Below are 22,747 nucleotides of genomic sequence, written 5' to 3' on the forward strand. Positions count from 1 at the left end.
GACCCCTGCTGAAGCGCAAGGTTTCAAGGTGCGTCGCGGAGCCGCGGCACTGGCTTGAGCTCGATCATTCCATTAAACTTCGTCGAGAATCCAAGCCTCTCCCCTTTCGGAAACCTCATGCTCCTGACCCGATTTGCGATCGCGGCCGTTACCCTCGCCGCGCTCTCCCTTCCCGCCTCCGCCCAGTTCGCGCCGCCGCCCGCAAAGCCCGCGGCGCCCAGGGCGACTGCGCCGTCGCCACGCGCCGCCTCGTGCCACAACGGAGCGGGCTTCGATCGCTTCCTCGCCGAGGTGAAACAGCAAGCGGTCGCCGCAGGCGTGTCGCAACGAACGATATCGGAGGCTTCGCCCTACCTCGTCTACGACCAGGGCATCGTCAATCGCGACCGCGGCCAGCGCGTGTTCGGCCAGCTCTTCACCGAATTCGCCGGCCGCATGGCCGCGCCCTATCGCATGCAGAACGGCCAGCAGCACATCAAGCAGCACGCGGCCGCATTCGCGCGCGCCGAGAAGGAGTACGGCGTGCCGCCTGCGGTCATCGCCGCGTTCTGGGGTCTGGAGAGCGACTTCGGTGCCAACATGGGCAATCTGCCGACGCTGAAATCGCTGGTGTCGCTCGCCTATGACTGCCGGCGCTCGGAGATGTTCGTGAACGAGACCATCGCCGCGCTGAAGATCATCGATCGCGGCGATCTCACGCCCGACGAGATGATCGGCTCCTGGGCCGGCGAGCTCGGCCAGACGCAATTCCTGCCGACGCATTATGTCAACTACGCCGTCGACTATGATGGCGACGGGCGGCGCGACCTCTTACGCAGCGGGGACGATGTGATCGGCTCGACCGCGAACTACATCGCCAATGGGTTGAAGTGGCGGCGCGGCGAGCCGTGGCTGGAAGAGATCAAGGTCCCGCAGAACCTGCCATGGGATCAGACCGACCTCAGCGTGCAGCTGCCGCGCTCGAAATGGGCACAGTTCGGCGTCACCTATCCCGACGGCCGGCCGCTGCCGAACGATAATCTTCCGGCTTCCGTGCTGCTGCCGATGGGACGCTTTGGGCCAGCCTTCATGGCCTACGCGAATTTCGCCGCCTATACCGAATGGAATAACTCGCTGATCTATTCGACCACCGCAGGCTATCTCGCCTCGCGCATCGCGGGCGCAGCGCCGATGCGCAAGCCTGCCGGGCAAGTGGCGCAATTGCCGTTCAACGAGCTCAAGCAATTGCAGCAGCTGCTGGTCCAGGCCGGCTTCAATGTCGGCAAGGTCGACGGCGTTCTCGGCCAGCAGAGCCGCGCGGCCGTCAAGGCGATGCAGATCAAATACGGCCTGCCGGCCGATTCCTGGCCGACCGTGGAGCTTCTGGCCCGCATGCGCGGCGGCACGGCACAGGCGCAGCCCCAGGCGACAGTGCGATAGAATTTTCGCACCGCACAAGCCATTTTCGCAATTGTATTATTCCATGAGGCTCCCATGTGAGTGGCTCAGGTTTTCCGCCTGAGATTCCCACCATCAAAGCGAGCATCACATGTCCTTCTATGACGCCGTCGTCCCCGCCTATTTGCAAATGCTGAACAGCTTGACCGGCTTGCTCACCAAGGCCGAGGCGCATTGCGCGGCCAAGAAGATCGACCCGAGCGTCATGCTCGGCTCCCGCCTGTTCCCGGACATGCTGCCGCTCTCGAAGCAGATCCAGCTGGCCAGCGATTTCGCTGCCAAGGGCTGCGCCCGGCTGACCCATGGCGAGCTGCCTTCGATGCCCGACACGGAAAAGACGTTTGAGGAGCTGAAGCAGCGGCTCGCGAAGACGATCGACTATGTGAAGTCGTTCAAGCCAGAGCAGTTCGAGGGCGCCGACAGCAAGGACGTGACCTTCCCGGCTGGCCCGGACCGGACCATGACGCTCAGGGGTCAGCAGTTCTTCAGCGCCGTCTCGCTGCCGAACTTCTATTTCCACGCCACGACCGCTCACGGCATCATGCGCCACAACGGCGTTGAGATCGGCAAACGCGATTTCCTCGGCGCGAACTGATTGCTGGATCGCACGGCCACGACAGCGGAAATCCGCTGCCACGGCCGAATTTGCGCATGAATCATGCTGCGCGGGCCCTGCCGCGCAGCTCGCCTGCACTTTCCGTATGGCTCATCCCTTGCGCCTGATGCCGCGATGCACAAGTGTTCCAGACCTCTTAACCTCTGGAAGCATCCCGATGAGCCGCTCGACCAAATTGTTTGAGACCTACAAGCTCGGCCCGATCACGCTGGCCAACCGCCTGGTGATGGCACCGCTGACGCGCAACCGCGCCGCGCCCGGCACCTTCGTCCCCTCCCCGCTCGCAGCTGAGTATTACGGCCAACGCGCTTCCGCAGGCCTGCTGATCACCGAAGCGAGCCAGGTCTCGCAGCAGGGCCAGGGCTACCAGGACACCCCCGGCATCTACAGCAAGGACCAGGTCGCCGGCTGGCGCAAGGTCACCGACAAGGTGCATGAGCGCGGCGGCAAGATCTTCATCCAGCTCTGGCATGTCGGCCGCATCTCGCATGTCGACCTCCAGGCGAATGGCGCAGCCCCGGTGGCGCCGAGCGCGATCCGCGCCAAGGGCAAGACGTTCGTGAACGGCACCTTTGCCGACGTCTCCGAGCCCCGTGCGCTCGAGCTCTCCGAAATTCCGGGAATCATCGACGATTTCAAGCGCGCCGCGAAGAATGCGCTGGAAGCCGGCTTCGACGGCGTCGAGATTCATGGCGCCAACGGCTATCTGCTCGAGCAGTTCGCCAAGGACGGCGCCAACAAGCGCACCGACGCCTATGGCGGCTCGATCGAGAACCGCGCCAGGTTGATGCTGGAAGTCTCCAAGGCCGTCGTGACTGAAGCCGGCGCCGACCGCACCGGCATCCGCATCTCGCCGGTGACGCCCGCCAACGACATCTCGGATTCGAACCCGCAAGCTCTGTACGACCATATCGTCGACGGCCTCAGCGCGCTGAAGCTTGTCTATCTCCACGTCGTCGAAGGTGCCACCGGCGGTCCGCGCGACGTCGCCCCGTTCGACTATGCGAGCATCCGCAAGCGCTTCGCTGGTGCCTACGTCGCCAACAACGGCTACGATTTCGATCTCGCCACCAAGGTGCTCGACGCAAATGCGGCCGATCTCATCGCCTTCGGCAAGCCGTTCATCTCCAACCCCGACCTGGTCGAGCGGCTGAAGACGGGCGCGGCGCTGAACGATTGGGACAAGAACACGTTCTACGGCGGCGGCGCCAAGGGATACACGGACTACCCGACGCTGGCGGCCGAGCCGGCGGAGTGATCGTCTCCCTCTCCCCGCTTGCGGGGATAGGTGAGAAAGACAAAAGGCCGGGATCACTCCCGGCCTTTTTTCCTTCGGTGCGCCCAGTCCCGCTATATTGCTGGACCCTCGCATCCTTGCTCTAATGCGGCGATGGATGACACTGAGACACTCGTTCGCCGCGCGGCTGACGCGTTCAATGCGGGCAAGCCGGACGAGGCGCAGCGTCTATGCGAAAAAGGCCTTGCACGCGCGCCCGCCGATCCGGTGCTGCATCATCTGCTGGCCGCCGTGTTGTTCTCCAGAGGCGTCATCGCCCCGGCTCACGCACATATCGACGTCAGTCTGGCCAAGCGGCCCAACAATGCGCCGGCCCGACTGCTGGCCGCCCGCATCGCGCGCAGCGAAGGCCAGCTCGACGCCGCGCTCGGACATCTCGATGCCGCGATCGCCACCAGCCCGCAGCGCGAGATGTTCGTCGAGAAGGCCCGGACGCTCGATATGGCCGGACTGCGAGATCAGGCGCGCGGGGCGTGGCAGGCGATCCTCAAGGTCGTCCCCGGTCATCAGGAAGCGACGGCGCGGCTTGGACGGCTGGCGTGGGAAGACGGCGATCCCGCCACCGCCGCAAGCCTGCTCGCGAAAGCGGTCGCAGCGAGCGCGCCGGCTTCGGTGTGGTTCGATCTCGGCGTTGCGCGGCAGGATCTGCGCGATCACACCGGCGCTGCCACCGCCTACCGCGAGGCGCTCGAGCTCAAGCCCGATCATGCCGAGGCCGCACTCAACCTCGGCATTGCCCTGCAGGAGGGTGGAGACGTCGACGCCGCCATGGGTGCCTTTGCCCAGGCCTATCGCTTGCGTCCACAGCTGTTCGGCTCGATCGCAATGGCGCTGACGTCGGCCTCGCACGGCCGTCTTTGGCTCGACGAGGACGGGCTGCGCCGCGCTCTAGCGCGTTAGCCGCCCGCGTTTTGCGCGAAACTGCTTCCGGTAGACGTTGGGCGCAGCCAGCACTTCGGCGACAACCTTCGCGTAGGATTGCCGATGCGCCTCGTCGAAGGACTCGAACATCAGTTCGGGCGCCTGCCGCGGAACGGCAAAGCATTGCGCGAAAGGCGTGCCCTTTTCCAGGACACCTGAGAATTCGGGCTTGATCCAAACGGCCGGAAAATTGATGCCGCCGTCGTGGAAGCGATCGGCGTCGACCAGGCCCGACACCAGGCGAAACGGCAGGTCATCCCGGTTGACGGGATGCGTCGCGAACAGCGACCAGCCGGGCTCGAGCTCGATGGTCCAGAAGCTGTTGAACTTGATGGCGGAGCGTCCGTTCGCGAAAGGCGCAGCAGCGAACTGCGCAGCGGGATGGAAGCTCAGAGGCGCGCGCGGATGCCCCGCCGTCTCCGGCTCGGGGATGTCCCAATCCCACGAAAACTCCCCTGACTCGATCCTGATGTCGCACGGCAGCGGAATCATGACTCCATAGGCCATCGCATCGACGAAGGGCGGGCACTGCTTGACCGTGCGGATGTCGCGGTCGTGGATGTCCGAATGCGCCGTCGCCGGCATTGCCCGCAGCCAGTCCGGCAAGGCGCTGCGCGCCGGAAAGGGCTGCAGCAGATGACCGGCCAGCTTTGGATCGCAACGGAAAATCATTCGCATGGTGAAGTCTCGCGTCTGAATCCGAGCCATCCAGGACCGGATCTTGGCCAATTCAGATCACCACTGCCGATAAGGCAATAGCCAATAAGACAAAAGGCCGGGATTGCTCCCGGCCTCCCGCTTTCATGGATAGCCGGGACGAGCCCGGCCATCATGATGTCTCGCGAATTACTTCGCTTCGGCGCGCTTCGGCGGCGAGGCCGGCCACGACTTGATCAGCGTGTCGTAGTCGACGGTTTCGCCCTTCGGCTTCTCGTTCGCGAGCTTGCGCTGCGGAGCGATGTTGCCGTCCTTGGCCGACTTGGCGAACCAGTACTCGGCGGTCTCCTTCTTGTTGAGCTTCGGACCGCAGGCACCCTGCACGCCCGACTTCTCGAGACGCTCCATGACCGAGTCCTGAGCGGCTGCCAGCGCATCCATCGCCGCCTGCGGCGTCTTCGCACCGGACGACGCATCACCGATGTTCTGCCACCAGAGCTGAGCGAGCTTCGGATAGTCAGGCACGTTGTTGCCGGTCGGGGTCCACTGCACGCGCGCGGGCGAGCGGTAGAACTCGATCAGGCCGCCGAGCTTCGGCGCGCGTTCCGTGAAGGACTTGTCCCAGATGTCGGATTCACGGATGAAGGTCAGACCGACATGGCTCTTCTTCAGCGACACCGTCTTGGAGACGATGAACTGGAGGTAGAGCCAGGCCGCCTTGCGGCGATCGACCGGGGTCGACTTCAGCAAGGTCGCCGATCCCACGTCCTGGTAGCCGAGCTTCATGCCGTCCTTCCAGTACGAGCCGTGCGGCGACGGGGCCATACGCCACTTCGGCGTACCGTCCGCGTTCATCACGGGCAGGCCGGGCTTCACCATGTCGGCGGTGAAGGCGGTGTACCAGAAGATCTGCTGGGCGATATTGCCCTGCGACGGAACCGGACCGGACTCGGAGAAGGTCATGCCCTGTGCCTGCGGCGGAGCATACTTCTTCATCCAGTCGAGGTACTTCACGATCGAATAGACCGCCGCCGGACCGTTGACGTCGCCGCCGCGCTCGACGCTCGAGCCGACGGGACGGCAGCCTTCCATGCGGATGCCCCATTCGTCGACCGGCAGACCGTTCGGAATGCCCTTGTCGCCGTTACCGGCCATCGACAGCCAGGCGTCGGTGAAACGCCAGCCGAGCGACGGATCCTTCTTGCCGTAGTCCATGTGACCATAGACACGGACGCCGTTGACTTCCTTGATGTCGTTGGTGAAGAACTCGGCGATGTCTTCATAGGCCGACCAGTTCACGGGAACGCCGAGATCGTAGCCATACTTGGCCTTGAACTTGGCCTTGTAGTCGGGATTGGTGAACCAGTCGTACCGGAACCAGTAGAGGTTCGCGAACTGCTGGTCGGGCAGCTGATAGAGGTGACCGTTCGGCGCGGTCGTGAACGACTTGCCGATGAAGTCGTTGACGTCGAGCATCGGGTCGGTGACGTCCTTGCCGTCCTTCGCCATCCAGTCGGTCAGGTCGACCGCCTGGCCATAGCGGAAGTGCGTTCCGATGAAGTCGGAGTCGTTGATCCAGCCGTCATAGACGTTCTTGCCCGACTGCATCTGGGTCTGGATCTTTTCGACGACGTCACCTTCCTGGATGATGTCGTGCTTGACCTTGATGCCGGTGATTTCCTCGAACGCCTTCGCCAGCGTACGAGATTCGTATTCGTGCGTGGTCAGCGTCTCGGAGACAACGTTGATCTCCATGCCCTTGAAGGGTTCAGCGGCCTTGATGAACCACTGCATTTCCTTCAGTGCGTCGTCCTTCGAGAGGGTCGACGGCTGGAATTCGCTGTCGATCCACTTCTTGGCGGCGGCTTCGTCCGCGCGTGCAGGCGCGGCGATCGTCACCGAAGCCGCGATCAGCGCAACCGCGCTGCTCATGGTCAGAAGACTGGCCTTGGTCGTTCTCAAGTGTCGCATTAGTTTCCTCCGGTTGAAGCGACAAACTAAAATCCAGGCCCGGGTAGACCCCGGATCTGCTCTTTCTCGCCTGCCTCAGACGGTGCGAAAAATCACCGCGCCTGAGACAAGCGAAATCACGGTTGCGAGCCACAGGCTCGTAATCTCAAATCCCTCCTCTCCGATCGGGACCGTTGCGATCGGGTCAGTGCCGACGAGACCGATCCACACCAGATGGATGACGGCAGCCACGATCAGCGAGATGAACAGCCGGTCGCCGCGCGTGGTCGGGATACGCAGAATCCCGACACGTTCGGCCTCGGGATAGGTGGCGGCGAGCCAGGTCATCACCGCCAGAGTGCAAGCCAGCGCCGCAAAGAAGATCGCGGTCGGCAGCGTCCAGGCCATCCATGCGATGGATTCCATCGTTGCCCCCTTACACCCGGCCGAGCGCGAAGCCGCGCGCAATGTAGTTGCGGACGAACCAGATCACGAGCGCGCCCGGAATGATGGTGAGCACGCCGGCCGCCGCCAGCAGGCCCCAATCCATGCCGGCCGCCGACACCGTGCGCGTCATCACTGCGGCAATCGGCTTGGCATTGACCGACGTCAGCGTGCGCGCCAGCAGCAATTCGACCCACGAGAACATGAAGCAGAAGAAGGCGGCGACGCCGATACCGCTTGCAATCAGCGGCACCAGGATCCGGACGAAGAAGCGCGGGAAGGAATAGCCGTCGAGGAAGGCCGTCTCGTCGATCTCGCGCGGCACGCCGGAGACGAAGCCCTCGAGTATCCACACCGCCAGCGGCACGTTGAAGATGCAGTGCGCGAGCGCAACCGCCCATGGCGTATCGAACAGGCCGATCGCCGAATAGAGGTTGAAGAACGGCAGCGCATAGACCGCCGCCGGCGCCATGCGGTTCGACAGCAGCCAGAAGAACAGATGCTTGTCGCCGAGGAAGCGATAGCGCGAGAACGCATAGGCCGCAGGCAACGCCACCGAGATCGAGATCAGGGTGTTGATAACGACGTATTCCAGCGAATTTATATAGCCGGAATACCAGCTCTCGTCAGTGAAGATGCGCCTGTAGTGCTGCAGCGTCGGGGCGTGCGGCCACAGCGTCATCGTCGAGATAATCTCGCCGTTGGTCTTGAAGCTCATGTTGACGAGCCAGTAGATCGGCAACAGCAGGAAGATCAGGAACAGCCCCATGATGAGGCGGCGGCCGGGAATCGAATGCATCAGGCCACTCCTTCCTTCGGCGTGAGTGCGGGCGCGGGCTGGAGCGCGCCTGCGGGCTTGGGCTCCGCCGCCGGCTCCTTCGCCGTCTGTGCCTTACGCTCGACGCCGGCATTGGTCATGACGGTGTAGAAGATCCAGCAGACGATCAGGATGATCAGGTTGTAGACCAGCGACAGCGCGGCAGCCTTGCCGAGATCGAACTGGCCCAGCGCGATCTTGACCAGCTCGATCGACACGAAAGTGGTCGAGTTGCCGGGTCCGCCGCCGGTGACGACGAAAGGCTCGGTGTAGATCATGAAGCTGTCCATGAAGCGCAGCAGCACCGCGATCAAGAGCACGCGGTTCATCTTCGGCAGCTGGATCGCCTTGAACACGGCCCAGCGCGAGGCGCCGTCGATCTGGGCGGCCTGGTAATAGGCCTCGGGAATCGACTTCAGGCCGGCGTAGCAGAGCAGCGCGACGAGGCTGGTCCAGTGCCAGACGTCCATCACGATGACGGTGACCCAGGCGTCGACTGCATCGGACACGTAGTTGTAGTCGATGCCCATCGCGTTGAGCGTATAGCCGAGCAGGCCGATGTCGGGCCGGCCGAAGATCTGCCAGATCGTGCCGACCACGTTCCACGGAATCAGCAGCGGCAGCGCGAGGGTGACGAGGCAGGCCGCGACCGTCCAGCCCTGCCGCGGCATCGACAGCGCGACGACGATGCCGAGCGGCACCTCGATCGCAAGGATCACCAGCGAGAAGAACAGATTGCGCCCGAGCGAGGCCAGGAAACGGCCGCCGAGATCGGTCGAGGGATCGAGCAATTCCTTGAACCAGCCGACGCCGTTCCAGAAGAACTGGTTGTTGCCGAAGGTGTCCTGCATCGAATAGTTCACCACGGTCATCAGCGGCAGCACCGCCGAGAACGCGACGACCAGGAACACCGGCAGCACCAGGAACCAGGCTTTTTGGTTGACGGTCTTGTCCATCAGGCGGCTCCTTCCACCAGAAGGCTGTCGGCATAGACGTGGACGTGTCCCGGATCGAATTTCAGCCCCGCATTGCCATCGGAGCCGGTGAAGCCCGCCGGCGCACGCGCCGCGATCCTGGCCTCGCCGAGGCGCACACGCGCGAAACGGATGCGGCCGAGGTCGTCGATGCGCTCGATCCTTGCGCTGAGCAGGCCGGGGGCCGGCGCAACCGCGTCGACGAATTCCGGACGCACGCCGATCTCGATCTTGGCGCCAGCGGGCAGGTTGTCGTAGCTGCGGTTCAGCGCAATGACATGGCCATCGACCTTGGCCTCGCGCCCCTTCACTTCGGCCGGCAGGATGTTCATGCCGGGGGAGCCGATGAAATAGCCGACGAAGGTGTGGGCGGGCTTGTCGAACAACTCGGCCGGCGTGCCGCTCTGCACCACGCGGCCGTCATGCATGACGACGACGGTGTCGGCGAAGGTCAGCGCCTCGGTCTGGTCGTGGGTGACGTAGATCATCGTGAGATCGAGCTCGCGATGCAGCGCCTTCAGCTTGGAGCGGAGCTGCCATTTCAATTCGGGATCGATCACCGTCAGCGGCTCGTCGAACAGCACGGCGGCGACGTCGGAGCGGACGAGGCCGCGGCCGAGCGAGATCTTCTGCTTGGCGTCGGCGGTGAGCCGCGTCGCCTTGCGGTTCAGATAGGGTTCGAGGTCGAGCAGGCGGCCGATCTCGGCGACGCGCCTGTCGATCTCGGCCTTCGGCACGCCACGGTTCTTCAGCGGAAACGCCAGGTTCTGCCCCACCGTCATGGTGTCGTAGATCACCGGGAACTGGAACACCTGGGCGATGTTGCGCTTCTGCGTTGACAGCGGTGTGATGTCCTGGCCGTCGAACAGGATTTTCCCGCGCGAGGGCGTGATGATGCCGGAGATCACGTTGAGCAGCGTGGTCTTGCCGCAGCCGGAGGGCCCAAGCAGCGCATAGGCGCCGCCCTGCCGCCAGGTCATGGTGACCGGCTTCAGCGCAAAGGTTTCCTGCGGCGCGTCATTGCCGCCGTAGGAGTGAGCGAGATCGACGAGGTCAATGCGGGCCATGGCGCATCTCCCTCAGGAACCGGGTGCCGCGACGAGGCGATCAGCCGCGTCGAAGACAAAAACATCATTGGGATCGAGCACGGCATCAATGGTCTGGCCGGGCTCGAACTCGTGCACACCGTGCAACACCGCAACCCAGTTCGATCCGTCGCGGGTCAAGTGCACAAAACTCTCCGAACCGGTGATCTCGGTCACCGTGACAGTGGCATGGAAGGCGTGGCGGTCAGTCTCGCCATTGGCGAGCGCAAGCTGGTGGGCGCGAAAACCGACGCGGTAGGCGCCATCGGCGAGCGAGGAATAGAGGCCGGACGCCGGCGCGGCGATGCCTCCCGCATATTGCACGGAGCCGTTCTTCTTCTCGATGCCGACGAGGTTGAGCGGCGGATCGGAAAAGACCTGCGCGACCCGCAGCGTCTGGGGACGGCGGTAGACGCCGGGCGTCTCGCCGATCTGGAGCGCCTTGCCTTCCCACATGCACACCGTGTTGCCGCCGAGCAGCAGCGCCTCGGTCGGCTCGGTCGTGGCATAGACGAAGATCGCGCCTGATGCCTCGAAGATGCGCGGCAGCTCGGCGCGCAGCTCTTCACGCAGCTTGTAGTCGAGATTGGCGAGCGGCTCGTCGAGCAGCACGAGATCGGCACCCTTTACCAGCGCGCGCGCCATGGCGGTGCGCTGCTGCTGACCGCCGGAGAGTTGGAGCGGCGTTCGCTTCAGGAACGGCTCGAGCCGCAACAGCCTGGCGGCTTCCGCCACGCGCGTCTCGATCTCCGCGCGCGGCTTGCCCTGCACGCGCAGCGGCGAGGCAATGTTCTCGTAGACTGTCAGCGAGGGGTAGTTGATGAACTGCTGATACACCATTGCGACCGAACGCTGGCGCACGTCGATGCCAGTGACGTCCTTGCCGTTGACCAGCACCTTGCCCATGGTCGGTTTGTCGAGGCCGGCGAGCAACCGCATGATCGAGGTCTTGCCAGACAGCGTCGGCCCGAGCAGCACGTTGAGCGTGCCGCTCTCGAGAGTCAGCGAGACGTCGCGGATATGCTCGATACCGTCGACGGTCCGGGTCACGTGCTCGAGTGTCACACTCATGAGCGTCCTCCTGCTTCCAGCAGAGGACTTTGCGATACAATGTGCGTGCTGATCCAGTCGTCCAGTGCGGCAATCTCGTCGGCAGACAGCCGCAGACCGAGCTTGGAGCGGCGCCAAACGATATCTTCGGCGGTCACCGCCCATTCGTTGATCATCAGGTAGCGAACCTCACGTTCGGTCAGGGTTGCGCCGAAGGCCTGGCCGAGATCGGCCGCCGATTTGGCGTCGCCCAGCAGCTTGATGGCGCGGGTACCGTAGGCGCGCGCGAGACGACGCGCATGCTCATGGCTCAGGAAGGGATAGCCGCGCTGGAGCTCGGCGATCAGACCATCGACGGCAGAGACGTCCATGTCCCCGCCCGGCAGCGGCCATTTGCCGGTCCAGCCTTCGCGCGCCTTCGCACTGCGAAGATAGGGCGCGAGCCGCTCCAGCGCCTCTTCGGCAAGGCGGCGGTAGGTCGTGATCTTGCCGCCATAGATCGACAGCAGCGGCGAGCCGCCGGGCGTGTCGAGCTCGAACACATAGTCGCGGGTCGCGGCCTTGGCTTCGCTGGCGCCGTCGTCATAAAGCGGTCGCACGCCGGAATAGGTCCAGACCACGTCTTCCGATGTCACGGGCTTGGCGAGATACTCGCTGGCGGCCTTGCAGAGATACTCGATCTCCTCCGGCGTCGCCTTCACCTTGGAGGGATCGCCGTCATAATCGCGGTCGGTGGTGCCGATCAGCGTGAAGTCGTCCTGATAGGGGATGACGAAGATGATGCGGCCATCGGCGTTCTGGAACATGTAGGCGCGATCGTGGTCGTAGAGTTTCTTGACCACGATGTGCGAGCCCTGCACCAGGCGCACCTTGGCTTTCGCGTTGACGCCGGCACCGCGGCCGAGCACGTCCTCGACCCAGGGGCCACCGGCATTGACCAGGGCACGCGCCTGGACCTGCGAGCGCGCGCCGGTCAGCGTGTCGACCATGCTGACGGTCCAGACGCCGTCGGACTGCTTGATGTCAGTCGCACGGGTGCGGGTACGGATCTCGGCGCCCTTGTCGGCGGCGTCTCGCGCATTGAGCACAACCAGGCGGGCGTCATCGACGAAGCAGTCGGAATATTCGAATGCGCGGCCGTAGCGATTCGGGATCAGCGGCTTGCCGACCTCGTCGCGCCTGAGATCGAGCGAACGGGTCGCCGGCAACAGATGCCGACCGCCGATGTGATCGTAGAGGAAGAGGCCAAGGCGCAGCAGCCAGGCCGGGCGAAGGCCGGCGTGATGCGGCAAAACGAAACGCAGGGGACGGATGATGTGGGGCGCGATGCCCCAGAGAATCTCGCGCTCGATCAGCGCTTCGCGGACCAGGCGGAACTCGTAATATTCGAGATAGCGCAGGCCGCCATGCACCAGCTTGGTCGACCAGGACGACGTCCCGCTCGCCAGATCGTTCATTTCGCACAGGAAAACAGTGTTGCCGCGGCCCACGGCATCGCGCGCGATGCCGCAACCGTTAACACCGCCTCCAATGATGGCGAGGTCGAAAATACGCTCCAACAGACGCATCCCCCGGAAACCGCTCGTTCAGTCGCGCGGCAGCTTTCGTTTTTGATTAGATCACACCGCAAAACGAAAGCAAGACGAAAGAGAGACGAAAGAAAGCGAAAATGGAACTTTCCACCGATCAAGATGGCGCAAAAATCGGCAGGTAGATGGGCGATTTCCCGGGCATCGGGCGCGATTGAACGGCAGGCGCCGCCTACAGCCTTGAATGTAGCAACATATCTACATATCTTTGCGCACGTGTGATGCGTCCTCAATTGGAGTGCTGACGATGGTGACCACCCTCACCAGCCGAGAATTCAATCAGGACACCAGCGGTGCAAAAAAAGCTGCGTCGCAAGGACCTGTCTTCATTACCGATCGCGGTCGCCCGGCCCATGTGCTTCTGACGATCGAGGATTATTTGCGTCTGAGCGGCGGACACATGAGCCTTGCCGAGGCTCTGGCGCAAACCAGTGCGGACTTTGACTTCAATCCGCCTCGCGTATCCGGCGAAATCTTCAAGCCCGCCGATCTCGACTGATGTTTCTGCTCGACACCAATGTCATTTCCGAGCTCCGACGACCGGATAAAGCCAATCCCAATGTCGTCGTCTGGGCCAATTCTGTTGCTGCAACGAACTTCTTCGTGTCCGCCATCTCGATTCTCGAAATCGAATTTGGCGCACGCCTGATCGCGCGCAAGGACGCAGCACAAGGTGCCGTCCTGCGCGCCTGGATCGACGGTCAGATTCTGGCTCGCTTCGAAGGGCGAATCCTGGCGATTGATACGCCAGTCGCGCAGCGCTGTGCACAACTTCACGTCCCCAACCCACGGGCTGAACGCGACGCTCTCATCGCAGCGACCGCGCTTGTTCACGGCTTGACGGTTGTCACGCGCAATGTGGAGGATTTCGAACCTACGGGCGTGCCGCTGCTCAACCCGTGGGACGCGGGCTGAGCCGCTAGCGCAGCCTCACCACCGGCGCGGCTTCAGGCGCCGCATCCTGGACTTCGGCCTGGCTCTCGTCGATGTCAGCGCCCTTTGGCATCGCTTCCACCACCTCGATGCCCTTGCTGTGGCAGATGGTGGCGAGGCGCTCGGGCAGTTCCTGGTCGGTCACGAAGGTCTGGATCTGGGTCATGTGGGCGATGCGGACCGGCGCGCTGCGGCGAAGCTTTGTGGAATCGGCGACCAGCATGACGCTGCGGGCGTTGGCGATGATGGCCTGGGCCACCTGCACCTCGCGATAGTCGAAGTCGAGCAGCGCGCCCTCCTCGTCGATCGCGGAGGCGCCGATGATGGCGTAGTCGACCTTGAACTGGCCGATCAGCTGCGTCGCGGTCGAGCCGACCACGGCGCCATCGGCGCGCCGCACCGTGCCGCCGGCGACCACGACCTCGATGCGGGGATGGCGATAGAGCAGCATCGCGACATTGAGGTTGTTGGTGATGACCAGCAGATCCTCGTGCGAGGTCAGCGCGCTCGCCACCTCCTCGGTCGTGGTGCCGATGTTGATGAAGAGCGAGCAGCCGTTCGGGATCAGCGAGGCGGCGGCCGCGCCAATCGCCTTCTTCTCGTCGGCGGCAACGAAGCGGCGCGCCTCATAGGCGAGGTTTTCCACGCCGGAGGCGATGATGGCGCCGCCGTGGATACGGGTGAGCGATCGGCGCTCGCAGAGATCATTGAGGTCCTTGCGGATGGTCTGCGCCGACACTTCGAACCGGCGCGCCAGCTCCTCGACCATGACGCGGCCGGAGGCGCGGGCGATGTTGAGGATTTCGGCTTGGCGATGGGTCAATCCGGTCACAGCAATGGCCTCACGTCAGAATGATGCATGGTGCGGCTTCTCGCGGGCGCGGTCAATGCGCATGCCGATCACGGTTAATGGATGAAGATCTCTTACCAGGCCATCTCTTACCAGTTCATGGCGCGCGCGAGCCGCCCGAGCAGCGTGGGATCGTCGAAAGCGCTTGCTGAGGCGATCGCGCCTGCGCCGACAAGGTCAGCATCGCTGAGGCTGGTCCGGATCCCGACGGTCGGGATACCGGCGGCGGTGGCCGACTGCACGCCGGAGCGCGAATCCTCGAACGCGATCGAGGCTGCAGCGCTGGCGCCGACGAAGCGCAACCCCTCCTGATAGGGCAGCGGATGCGGCTTGCCGTACGGCAATTCATCACCAATCACGAGTGTCTTGAAGCGATGCGTGATGCCGAGACCGGAGAGCAACAGCTCGGCATTGAGACGCGGCGCATTGGTGACGGCGACCATGGGAACGCCGGCGCCATCCGCGCGGTCGAGCAGCGCCATCAGACCCGGCAACGGTTCGATCTGCCCTGCGACCAGGTCGCGAAACACTTCTTCCTTCTCACCGAGAATCTCGGCGCGGCGCTCCAATGTCTCGTCAGGCAGGAAGCGTTCGCCGATCGACACGTTGGCGAAGCCCTGCAGTTCCTTCGAGAAGCGCGCGTGGTCGAAGACATGCCCGCGCGGCCCCAGCACCTGGTTGAACGCCTTCAAGTGCAGCGGGTCGGTGTTGGCGAGCGTGCCGTCGATGTCGAACAGCAATGCCCTTCCAAGAGTTTCGATCATGTCAGCACTTTCCCGAATGCGCGGCGCATCAATGCCGAACACGTATCAATAGAGCCTCGCGCGCGCAATGACGCAGGCGCATGGCGACCACGCGCCACTCGACAAAGTCGCACTCGGCTGCAACAGTGGGCGCAAGATCAAGACCGGAGGATGTAATGACACTGAATCGCGATCATGCTGCCACGACGGACCATGAGGCGGTGGCAAAGAACGTCGAGGCCTTTCGCCTCGCCCAGATCGCGGCCGATCCAAAGGCGCTCAGCGCGCTGTGCGCGGACGATCTGAGCTACAGCCATTCCAACGGCTTCCTCGAGGACAAGGCGGCCTTCGTCGCCAATGCCACAGACGGCAAGACGAAATTCCTGTCGATTGCGTACAAGGATCCGACCATCAAGATCGTCGGCCCTGCCGCGATCGTGCGCTTCCACTGGATGGCCGAGATGGTGACCGACGGAAAGAAAGTGGCAAACAGCCTTCACATCCTGATGAACTGGCAGAAACAGGGCGACGCGTGGAGGCTGTTGTCACGCTCCGCGACAAAGTTGTGATCGTCGGCGTCATTCGAGAACGCGCAGGGCGCGGAATCTGCATGGCGCGGAATCTATTGATCGGCAATTTCTGCAGCGTGATCAATTCCGGGCTCGCGTTGCGCGCCGGAACGACCAGCAGCCACTACGCCGCCTCCCTCACATCGCCATTCACCAGTTTGCGCGCAGCGCGTTCGGCTTCGCGGGCGTTACGGAAGAGTTGGCCTTCGAGGCGATTGAATTGGTGGGACGAGGCGAAGAAGCAGTAGCCGCCCTGACCGCGAACGACGATGCCCGCGGTCTCTGAATTAACTTCGATGATGTAGCTGTCCGGCATGGCCCGTAGAGTCCTCAATGCGGGCAAATAACGACGGTTCTGCCCAAAGGTTCCTGAGGGCAAATCGGCCGTTTCCACCCCGAATCGACGGGCTATTGAGTACGCCTGAACGTCATCCGTTTTGTGACCCGTTCTTGGCAAAGAAGCGACGCGTTGACTCATCAGTGCCGCGTTTCGCGAGCCTGCAAGTCTTCGTGAAATGGGACGATACGCCGCGCGCGGTTACGTCGCGATCGGCGGATCGTTGCGCTGGATCACTTGCGGATGGCCGTTATCGTCGATCGAGACATAGGTGAAATTGCCGTCGGTCACGAGGATCGGTTGCAGCTCGCGCCGCCGCAGCGCCCAGGCTTCGAGATGGACGGTCATCGAGGTGCGGCCGACCCGCACGAGAGTGGCGTAGACGGAAACGAGATCGCCGACATAAACCGCTTTGCGAAAATTCATCGCCTCGATCGCAACCGTGACGGTGCGCGACTTCGCGACCTTCGAGGCGAACACGCCGCCGCCGACATCCATCTGGCTGAGCAGCCAGCCGCCGAAAATGTCGCCATTGGCATTGGTGTCAGCGGGCATCGCCAGCGTGCGAATGCAGAGATCGCCGCTCGGCTCGGTGTCAGACTTTTCAGTCATAAGCGTCTCACTTGAAATTGTCCCAGCCCGGATCGGGCGCGAAGCGCTCGCCGAATCGCTCGGCCAGCGCGCGCAAGGTGGATACAATATTTTCCACGCCGCGCGTGCGCGCATAGTTCAGGGGACCGCCGCGGAACGGGGCATAACCCGTGCCGAAGATCATCGCGCCGTCGACCGCATCGCCATCGTCGACAATGCCTTCCCGCAGCGCTGCGACGCAGACATTGGACATCGGAAGCACCAGGCGGTCGATCATCTGGTCGGTCACGCGCGGACCGGTCTCGGGCAATGGCGCCTTCTCCGCCTTGCCATCCTTCCAGGTGTAAAATCCCTTGCCGGACTTGCGGCCGAGCTCGCCCTTGGCAACCTTCTCGCGCAGCCAGGCCGGCGTCGGCGGCAGCAAATCGCCGAACTTGGCGCGCAGCATATCGCCGACATCGAGGCAGATATCGAGCCCCACCTGGTCGGCCAGCTCGATCGGTCCCATCGGCATGCCAAACTGTTCGGCCGCGGCGTCGATCAGGCGCTGGTCGGTCTTCTCGTCGAGCATCACCATGGCTTCCAGCATGTAGGGCGTCAGTGCACGGTTGACGAGGAAGCCCGGCGAACTCTTCACGGCGAGCGGCAGGCGGTCGATCGCGCCGACGAAGGCGAGCGCTTCCTTCAGCACCTGTGCGTCGTTGCCGTCATGGCTGACGACCTCGACCAGCTGCAGCCGCGACACCGGATTGAAGAAATGCAGGCCGACCAGGCGCTCCGGCCGCGCCAGGGTGGTGCGCAAATCCTGAAGCGGGATGCTCGACGTGTTGGTCGCCAGGATCGCGCCCGGCTTCATCCTGGGCTCGAGACCGGCATAGACTTTCTGCTTGAGCTCGAGCTTTTCCGGCACCGCCTCGATGATGAGATCGGCGTTACGGACGCCCTCCCCGTCCATATCAGGGATCAGGCGATCGAGCGCGTCGCGCACCTCAGTCGGCTTGCGGATGATCTTGCCGTAGAGCTCGGCGGCGCGCTTCACCGCGCCCGCGATCGGCTCGGCCTTCATGTCGGCGAGCGAGACGCGCAAGCCTTGCCCGGCTACCCAAGCCGCGATGTCGCCGCCCATGGCGCCGGCGCCGATGACGTGGACGTGCTTGACAGTGTTGCCACTGCCAGCCGCCTTCTTCATCTGCTCGCGCAGGAAGAATACGCGGATCAGATTCTGCGCGGTCGGCGTCACCATCAGCTTGGCGAAGGAGGCCTGCTCCGCCTTCAGCATCGCGGCCTTGCTGCCGCCATGCGCCTCCCAGAGATCGATCAGCGCGTAAGGTGCCGGATAATGTTCGCGTGGCGCCGCCTTCGCCGCCTCGGTGCGCATGCGCTTGGCGAGCAGCCCGCGCACGGGGCCGAGATTGGCCGCGCGGGTGAGCAGGCTGGGCTTAGCCCGCTTCAGCCGGCCGAACAGCACGTCCTTCACGGCGCCCCTGACGTGACGCTCCTGCGTCACGCTGTCGACGAGGCCGAGCGCCTTGGCCCGGCGCGCGTCGATAGTGCGGCCGGTCAGCATCAGCGCCATCGACTGGGTAGGGTTGACCAGCGCGGTGAAGCGCGCGGTGCCGCCGAGGCCGGGATGCAGGCCCAACATCACCTCCGGAAAGCCGAACCGCGCGCCATCGATGGCGATGCGCGACTGGCAGGCGAGCGCGACCTCGAGCCCGCCACCGAGGCAGAAACCGTGAATGACCGCAACGGTCGGCAGCTTGAGCGCTTCCAGATGATCGACCACCGCATGCGCAGCGCGAATCCGCGCTTCGACCATCTCCGGATCGGACGCACCGCGGAATTCGTTGACGTCGGCGCCGGCGATGAAGCCGGACGATTTTGCCGAGCGGATCACAAGACCGGCGGGACGCTCAGTCTCGATCGCGGCGAGGGCTGCGTCGAACTCCTCCATCACGTCGGCAGACAGCGTATTGGCGCTGGAATCGGCGCGGTCGAACAGCAGCCAGGCGACGCCATCGGCATCGCGCGTCAGGTTGAAGTGCTTGTAGGGACCATCTGCTGCAGGCGGGGGCCCGAGCGAGAGCACGCGATTGCCGAGCGCGGTCATGATTTTTGAATCCATGGTCACACCGCCTCGATCAGCATGGCGCCGCCGAGCCCGCCGCCGATGCACTCGGTCGCAATCCCGCGCCGCGTGCCGAGCCGCTTCATGGCATTGACGAGATGCAGCACGATGCGGTTGCCTGACGTGCCGACGGGATGGCCAAGCGAGATTGCGCCGCCATCAACGTTGAGCTTTTCACGATCGATCTCGCCGGCGGCGCCGTCGAGCCTGAGAATCGCGCGGCAGAACTTTTCGTCGTTCCAGGCGGCGAGGCAGCCGAGCACTTGCGTGGCAAAGGCCTCGTTCAATTCCCAGGTCTCCACGTCCTGGAGCGTAAGATTGTTGCGGGTCAGGAGCGGCGTCGCCGACATCACGGGACCGAGCCCCATGATGCTCGGATCCAGCGCGGCCCAATTGCTGTCGACGATCGCAGCCTTCGGCGTCAGCTTGTGCTTCGCCACCGCGGCGTCGGAGGCCAGGATTACCCAGGACGCACCGTCGGTGATCTGCGAGGAATTTCCGGCGGTGACCTGGCCCCAGGGACGCTCGAACACCGGCCTCAGTTTCGCGAGCGACTCGGCCGTCGAGTCCCGCCGCACGCCGTCGTCATGATCGAAGAACTTGCCGTCGCGGGAGAACGCGGTCTCGACCTCGCCTTTCAGATAGCCCTCGGCCTGCGCATGCGCGAGCCGGCGGTGGCTCTCGGCCGCATAGGCGTCCGACTGTGCGCGGGTGATGCCGAAGAGATGGCCGACGACCTCGGCGGTCTGGCCCATGTTCAGATCGGTGACGGGATCGGTCAACCCGCGCTCAAGGCCGATGATCGGCTTGAGATAGCGTGGCCGCAGCTTGAACGCGGCGGCGAGCTTCGCGGCTACGCCTTTGGCCGTGGCGAGGCCAGCGAACCAGCGCACGCCGGAATTCGGCCAGACCAGCGGCGCGTGGCTGAGCGCCTCGGTGCCGCCAGCCAAGATCATGTCGGCATGGCCCTCGCGGATGTAGCGATAGGCCGTGTCGATCGATTGCATGCCGGAGCCGCAGTTGATCTGCATGGTGAAGGCAACCATGTCTTCGCCCATGCCAAGCCGGAGCGCGGCGACGCGCGCCGGGTTCATTTCGTCGGCAATGACGTTGACGCAGCCGAGAATGACCTGGTCAAAGTCGCTGGACGCAAACGGCTGGCGCGCCAAAAGCGGCCGGCCGCATTGCACGGCGAGATCGACAGGCGTGAACGGGCCGGGCCCGGAGCGCGCTTTCAAAAACGGCGTCCGGCTGCCGTCGACGATGAATACCGGTCGTGCCATCAGCTCGCCGCCCTCTGTTCTCCGAGTTCCTGGAAGAACTGATGCACGTCGCCGGTTTTCCTGTAAATCGGTGACAGCGCCTCCGGCGCAAAATCGTCGACCTCGATAACTCCTGCGACGGCTGCATGAGCGGAAGCGAGCTGCTCGCCTTCGGCCTGCGTGATCACGCCCTTCGTCACGGCCTCCTTCCAGTCCCGCACATGCGCGGCGCGCATGCGCTTGGCAATGGCGTCGGTCGCCGCGACCAGCTTGAACGCGCGCTCCAGCCGGGCGAAGCCGCTGTCGTCGTCGACATGGGCGAGATCCGGCGTGAGACGCTCCCGCGCGGTCGACGGCTCGAGCACGATGCCAGCGCATTGGTGCACGATTCGGTCGGAGGGGCCGAGCACGCGGGCGCCGAAGGGCTGGACCACGAGCTTGAGGATGACGGCAACGAGGCGGTTCGGCAGATTGGCGAGGATCTCCGCGAGCCTGATCTCGATCGTCTTGAAGCCGGTCGCCATGCACCATTCCAGCGCGGCAAAATCCTCCTTCTGCCGGCCCTCATCCTGCCAGCGCTTGAGCGCGGCCGACAGCAGGTACAGCTCGGAAAGGATGTCGCCGAAACGCGCAGACAGCATCTCCTTGCGCTTGAGCGCGCCGCCGAGCGTCAAGAGCGCCATGTCGGCGCAGAGCGCAAACGCCGCGGAGTAACGCGAGAGCTGGCGATAGAACGGCGTCGCATCCCCCGCGTCGGGCGCGAGCGCGAAGGCGCCAAAGCTCCAGCTCCGGCCGAAGGCGCGGAACAGCGTCTGAAAGCTGTGACCGACATGTTTCCAGAACGCCTTGTCGAATGCGGTAAGCCCGCGCTCGCGGTCGGTGTCCGCAAGCGCGTTCATCTCGTCGAGCAGATAGGGATGGGCGCGGATCGCGCCCTGCCCGAATATGATGAGGTTGCGCGTGAGGATGTTGGCGCCCTCTACCGTGATGCCCACGGGCACGGCGCGATGCAGATTACCGATATAGTTTTGCGGCCCGTCGATCACGGCCTTGCCGCCATGGATGTCCATGGCATCGTCGATCGCGATGCGCATCCGCTCGGTCGCGTGCAGCTTCATGATGCCGGAGATCACGGCGGGATGGACACCCGCATTCAGCGCCGCGCAGGTGAGCCGCCGCGCCGCGTCGAGCTGGTAGGCGGTGGCGACGATGCGCGCGAGCGGCTCCTCGACACCCTCGAACTTGGAGATGGAGATGCCGAACTGCTCGCGGATGCGGGCGTAAGCACCGGTCGTGCGCGCCGCATACGCGGCACCGGCTGCCGAGAGCGACGGCAGCGAGATGCCGCGGCCGGCGGCAAGCGCCGTCATCAGCATCTTCCAGCCCTGGCCCAGCCGCTCCTCACCGCCGATGACATAGTCGAGCGGAATGAAGACGTCGCGGCCCCAGTTCGGACCGTTCTGGAACACCTGCATCGACGGCAGATGGCGGTGGCCAATCTGGACACCGGGCAGATTTGTCGGGATCAGCGCGACGGTGATGCCGAGCTCTTCCTGGTTTCCGACCAGATGATCGGGATCATAAGCCTTGAAGGCGAGACCCAGCAGCGTCGCGACGGGGCCAAGCGTGATGTAGCGCTTGTGCCAGTTCAGCCTGAGGCCCGTCACTTCGCGGCCCTCGAACACACCTTTGCAGATGATGCCGGTGTCGACCATCGAGGCGGCATCGGAGCCCGCCTCCGGGCTGGTGAGGCCGAAGCAGGGAATGTCGCGGCCGTCGGCAAGCCGCGGCAGCCAGCGCTCCTGCTGCTCTTTCGTTCCGAAGCGCATCAGGAGCTCGCCGGGGCCGAGCGAGTTGGGCACCATCACGGTGACGGCGGCGGCGATCGAGCGGGTCGAGATTTTGCGCACCACTTCCGAATGGGCATAGGGCGAGAAGCCGAGGCCGCCGAATTCCTTCGGAATGATCATGCCGAAGAATTTCTCGCGCTTGATGAATGCCCAGGCGTCCTGCGGCAGGTCGCGCCACTCCCAAAAGATCTTCCACTCGTCGAGCATGGCGCAGAGCTCATCGACGGGACCGTTGAGGAAGGCCCGCTCCTCGGCGGTCAATGTCGCCTGCGGGATCTTGAGGAGCTTCGACCAGTCGGGGTTGCCCGTGAAGAGGTCAGCGTCCCACCAGACGTCGCCGGCCTCCAGCGCCTCACGCTCGGTGTCGGACATCGCCGGCAGCACGCCGCGGGCCCAGGAGAAGATCGGCTTGGTGAAGGTGTCGCGGCGGAAGCTCATGGCGGACCTCATGCAACGGCGCGGTGACAGGTCATTTTAGCGGAAAATGGCCGCGAGGCGTGAAGACTTCGCCTGCAAAAGGATGCGAATTGACGCGGCCGGGCGGCCGCCCCCGGGGACCATAACGGTCGGGGCGCGCGGGCAGTTCCGGGAGGGGGGAAGCGTCATTCCGGGGCTCGCGCCTGACGGCGCGCCCCGGAATGACGGAG

At 64.1% G+C, this 22,747-nt stretch carries 22 protein-coding genes; 7 read left to right on the top strand and 15 right to left on the bottom strand.

Annotated features, from left to right (window positions below; genetic code table 11):
- Positions 1-117 precede the first annotated feature (117 nt).
- The 4 genes from L6639_RS37170 to L6639_RS37185 all read left to right on the top strand — a co-directional run bounded on the left by L6639_RS37170 (position 118) and on the right by L6639_RS37185 (position 4,250).
- On the top strand, positions 118-1,419 hold the full coding sequence (locus tag L6639_RS37170) for a lytic murein transglycosylase (RefSeq protein WP_237866466.1): 1,302 nt from the start codon (positions 118-120) through the stop codon (positions 1,417-1,419).
- Positions 1,420-1,528: 109 nt separating this feature from the next.
- A complete protein-coding gene (locus L6639_RS37175) occupies positions 1,529-2,032 on the top strand; it encodes a DUF1993 domain-containing protein (protein ID WP_237866468.1) in 504 nt (167 codons plus the stop codon).
- A gap of 178 nt (positions 2,033-2,210) precedes the next feature.
- Complete coding sequence (locus tag L6639_RS37180) at positions 2,211-3,311, top strand: alkene reductase (RefSeq protein ID WP_237866470.1); 1,101 nt, start codon at positions 2,211-2,213, stop codon at positions 3,309-3,311.
- Positions 3,312-3,443: 132 nt separating this feature from the next.
- On the top strand, positions 3,444-4,250 hold the full coding sequence (locus L6639_RS37185; protein WP_237866471.1) for a tetratricopeptide repeat protein: 807 nt from the start codon (positions 3,444-3,446) through the stop codon (positions 4,248-4,250).
- Here the strand turns inward: L6639_RS37185 and L6639_RS37190 are convergent.
- From L6639_RS37190 to glpD, 8 genes are all read right to left on the bottom strand, one after another.
- The gene (locus L6639_RS37190) at positions 4,239-4,949 is read right to left on the bottom strand and encodes a hypothetical protein (protein WP_237866472.1); all 711 of its coding nucleotides are present in this window, start codon (positions 4,947-4,949) and stop codon (positions 4,239-4,241) included. The genes L6639_RS37185 and L6639_RS37190 overlap by 12 nt on opposite strands.
- A gap of 168 nt (positions 4,950-5,117) precedes the next feature.
- A complete protein-coding gene (locus L6639_RS37195; protein ID WP_237866473.1) occupies positions 5,118-6,899 on the bottom strand; it encodes an ABC transporter substrate-binding protein in 1,782 nt (593 codons plus the stop codon).
- A 75-nt stretch (positions 6,900-6,974) separates the two neighbouring features.
- A complete protein-coding gene (locus L6639_RS37200; RefSeq protein ID WP_237866475.1) occupies positions 6,975-7,304 on the bottom strand; it encodes a DUF2160 domain-containing protein in 330 nt (109 codons plus the stop codon).
- Between the two features lie 10 nt (positions 7,305-7,314).
- Positions 7,315-8,121 carry a carbohydrate ABC transporter permease gene (locus L6639_RS37205; protein WP_237866476.1) on the bottom strand — a complete coding sequence of 269 codons (807 nt, stop codon included), beginning with the start codon at positions 8,119-8,121 and terminating at the stop codon, positions 7,315-7,317.
- Positions 8,121-9,095, bottom strand: coding sequence for a carbohydrate ABC transporter permease (locus L6639_RS37210; RefSeq protein WP_237866477.1), 975 nt, complete (start codon positions 9,093-9,095; stop codon positions 8,121-8,123). The genes L6639_RS37205 and L6639_RS37210 overlap by 1 nt, the downstream gene beginning before the upstream one ends.
- On the bottom strand, positions 9,095-10,180 hold the full coding sequence (locus L6639_RS37215) for an ABC transporter ATP-binding protein (RefSeq protein WP_237866479.1): 1,086 nt from the start codon (positions 10,178-10,180) through the stop codon (positions 9,095-9,097). The genes L6639_RS37210 and L6639_RS37215 overlap by 1 nt, the downstream gene beginning before the upstream one ends.
- A gap of 12 nt (positions 10,181-10,192) precedes the next feature.
- Complete coding sequence (locus L6639_RS37220; RefSeq protein ID WP_237866480.1) at positions 10,193-11,269, bottom strand: ABC transporter ATP-binding protein; 1,077 nt, start codon at positions 11,267-11,269, stop codon at positions 10,193-10,195.
- Entirely contained in the window at positions 11,266-12,816 is a 1,551-nt protein-coding gene (gene glpD, locus L6639_RS37225; RefSeq protein WP_237866481.1) for a glycerol-3-phosphate dehydrogenase, read from the bottom strand. Before glpD ends, L6639_RS37220 begins: the two co-directional genes overlap by 4 nt.
- Before the next feature lie 268 nt (positions 12,817-13,084).
- On the opposite strand from glpD, the gene L6639_RS37230 reads away from it, so the two are divergent.
- Both L6639_RS37230 and L6639_RS37235 read left to right on the top strand, forming a co-directional pair.
- Complete coding sequence (locus tag L6639_RS37230; RefSeq protein WP_237866482.1) at positions 13,085-13,336, top strand: type II toxin-antitoxin system prevent-host-death family antitoxin; 252 nt, start codon at positions 13,085-13,087, stop codon at positions 13,334-13,336.
- On the top strand, positions 13,336-13,752 hold the full coding sequence (locus tag L6639_RS37235) for a type II toxin-antitoxin system VapC family toxin (protein ID WP_237866483.1): 417 nt from the start codon (positions 13,336-13,338) through the stop codon (positions 13,750-13,752). The genes L6639_RS37230 and L6639_RS37235 overlap by 1 nt, the downstream gene beginning before the upstream one ends.
- Positions 13,753-13,756: 4 nt before the next feature.
- On the opposite strand, the gene L6639_RS37240 is transcribed toward L6639_RS37235, so the two are convergent.
- A complete protein-coding gene (locus tag L6639_RS37240) occupies positions 13,757-14,602 on the bottom strand; it encodes a DeoR/GlpR family DNA-binding transcription regulator (RefSeq protein ID WP_237866485.1) in 846 nt (281 codons plus the stop codon).
- A gap of 107 nt (positions 14,603-14,709) precedes the next feature.
- Positions 14,710-15,384, bottom strand: a complete 675-nt coding sequence (locus tag L6639_RS37245) for an HAD family hydrolase (RefSeq protein ID WP_237866487.1) — start codon at positions 15,382-15,384, stop codon at positions 14,710-14,712.
- Between the two features lie 155 nt (positions 15,385-15,539).
- Between L6639_RS37245 and L6639_RS37250 the strand changes: the two genes are divergently transcribed.
- Positions 15,540-15,932, top strand: coding sequence for a nuclear transport factor 2 family protein (locus L6639_RS37250; protein ID WP_237866488.1), 393 nt, complete (start codon positions 15,540-15,542; stop codon positions 15,930-15,932).
- Positions 15,933-16,056: 124 nt separating this feature from the next.
- Here L6639_RS37250 and L6639_RS37255 read toward each other — a convergent pair whose 3' ends face one another.
- The 5 genes from L6639_RS37255 to L6639_RS37275 form a co-directional block, all read right to left on the bottom strand.
- Entirely contained in the window at positions 16,057-16,248 is a 192-nt protein-coding gene (locus L6639_RS37255) for a hypothetical protein (protein ID WP_237866489.1), read from the bottom strand.
- A 222-nt stretch (positions 16,249-16,470) separates the two neighbouring features.
- A complete protein-coding gene (locus L6639_RS37260) occupies positions 16,471-16,881 on the bottom strand; it encodes an acyl-CoA thioesterase (protein WP_237866490.1) in 411 nt (136 codons plus the stop codon).
- A gap of 7 nt (positions 16,882-16,888) precedes the next feature.
- Positions 16,889-18,985, bottom strand: a complete 2,097-nt coding sequence (locus L6639_RS37265) for a 3-hydroxyacyl-CoA dehydrogenase NAD-binding domain-containing protein (RefSeq protein ID WP_237866491.1) — start codon at positions 18,983-18,985, stop codon at positions 16,889-16,891.
- Between the two features lie 2 nt (positions 18,986-18,987).
- A complete protein-coding gene (locus tag L6639_RS37270; RefSeq protein ID WP_237866492.1) occupies positions 18,988-20,271 on the bottom strand; it encodes an acetyl-CoA C-acetyltransferase in 1,284 nt (427 codons plus the stop codon).
- Positions 20,271-22,538, bottom strand: a complete 2,268-nt coding sequence (locus tag L6639_RS37275; protein WP_237866493.1) for an acyl-CoA dehydrogenase — start codon at positions 22,536-22,538, stop codon at positions 20,271-20,273. Before L6639_RS37275 ends, L6639_RS37270 begins: the two co-directional genes overlap by 1 nt.
- Between the last annotated feature and the right edge of the window lie 209 nt (positions 22,539-22,747).

The sequence above is a fragment of the Bradyrhizobium zhengyangense genome, assembly GCF_022012555.1.
In the GTDB taxonomy this organism is placed as follows: domain Bacteria; phylum Pseudomonadota; class Alphaproteobacteria; order Rhizobiales; family Xanthobacteraceae; genus Bradyrhizobium; species Bradyrhizobium zhengyangense.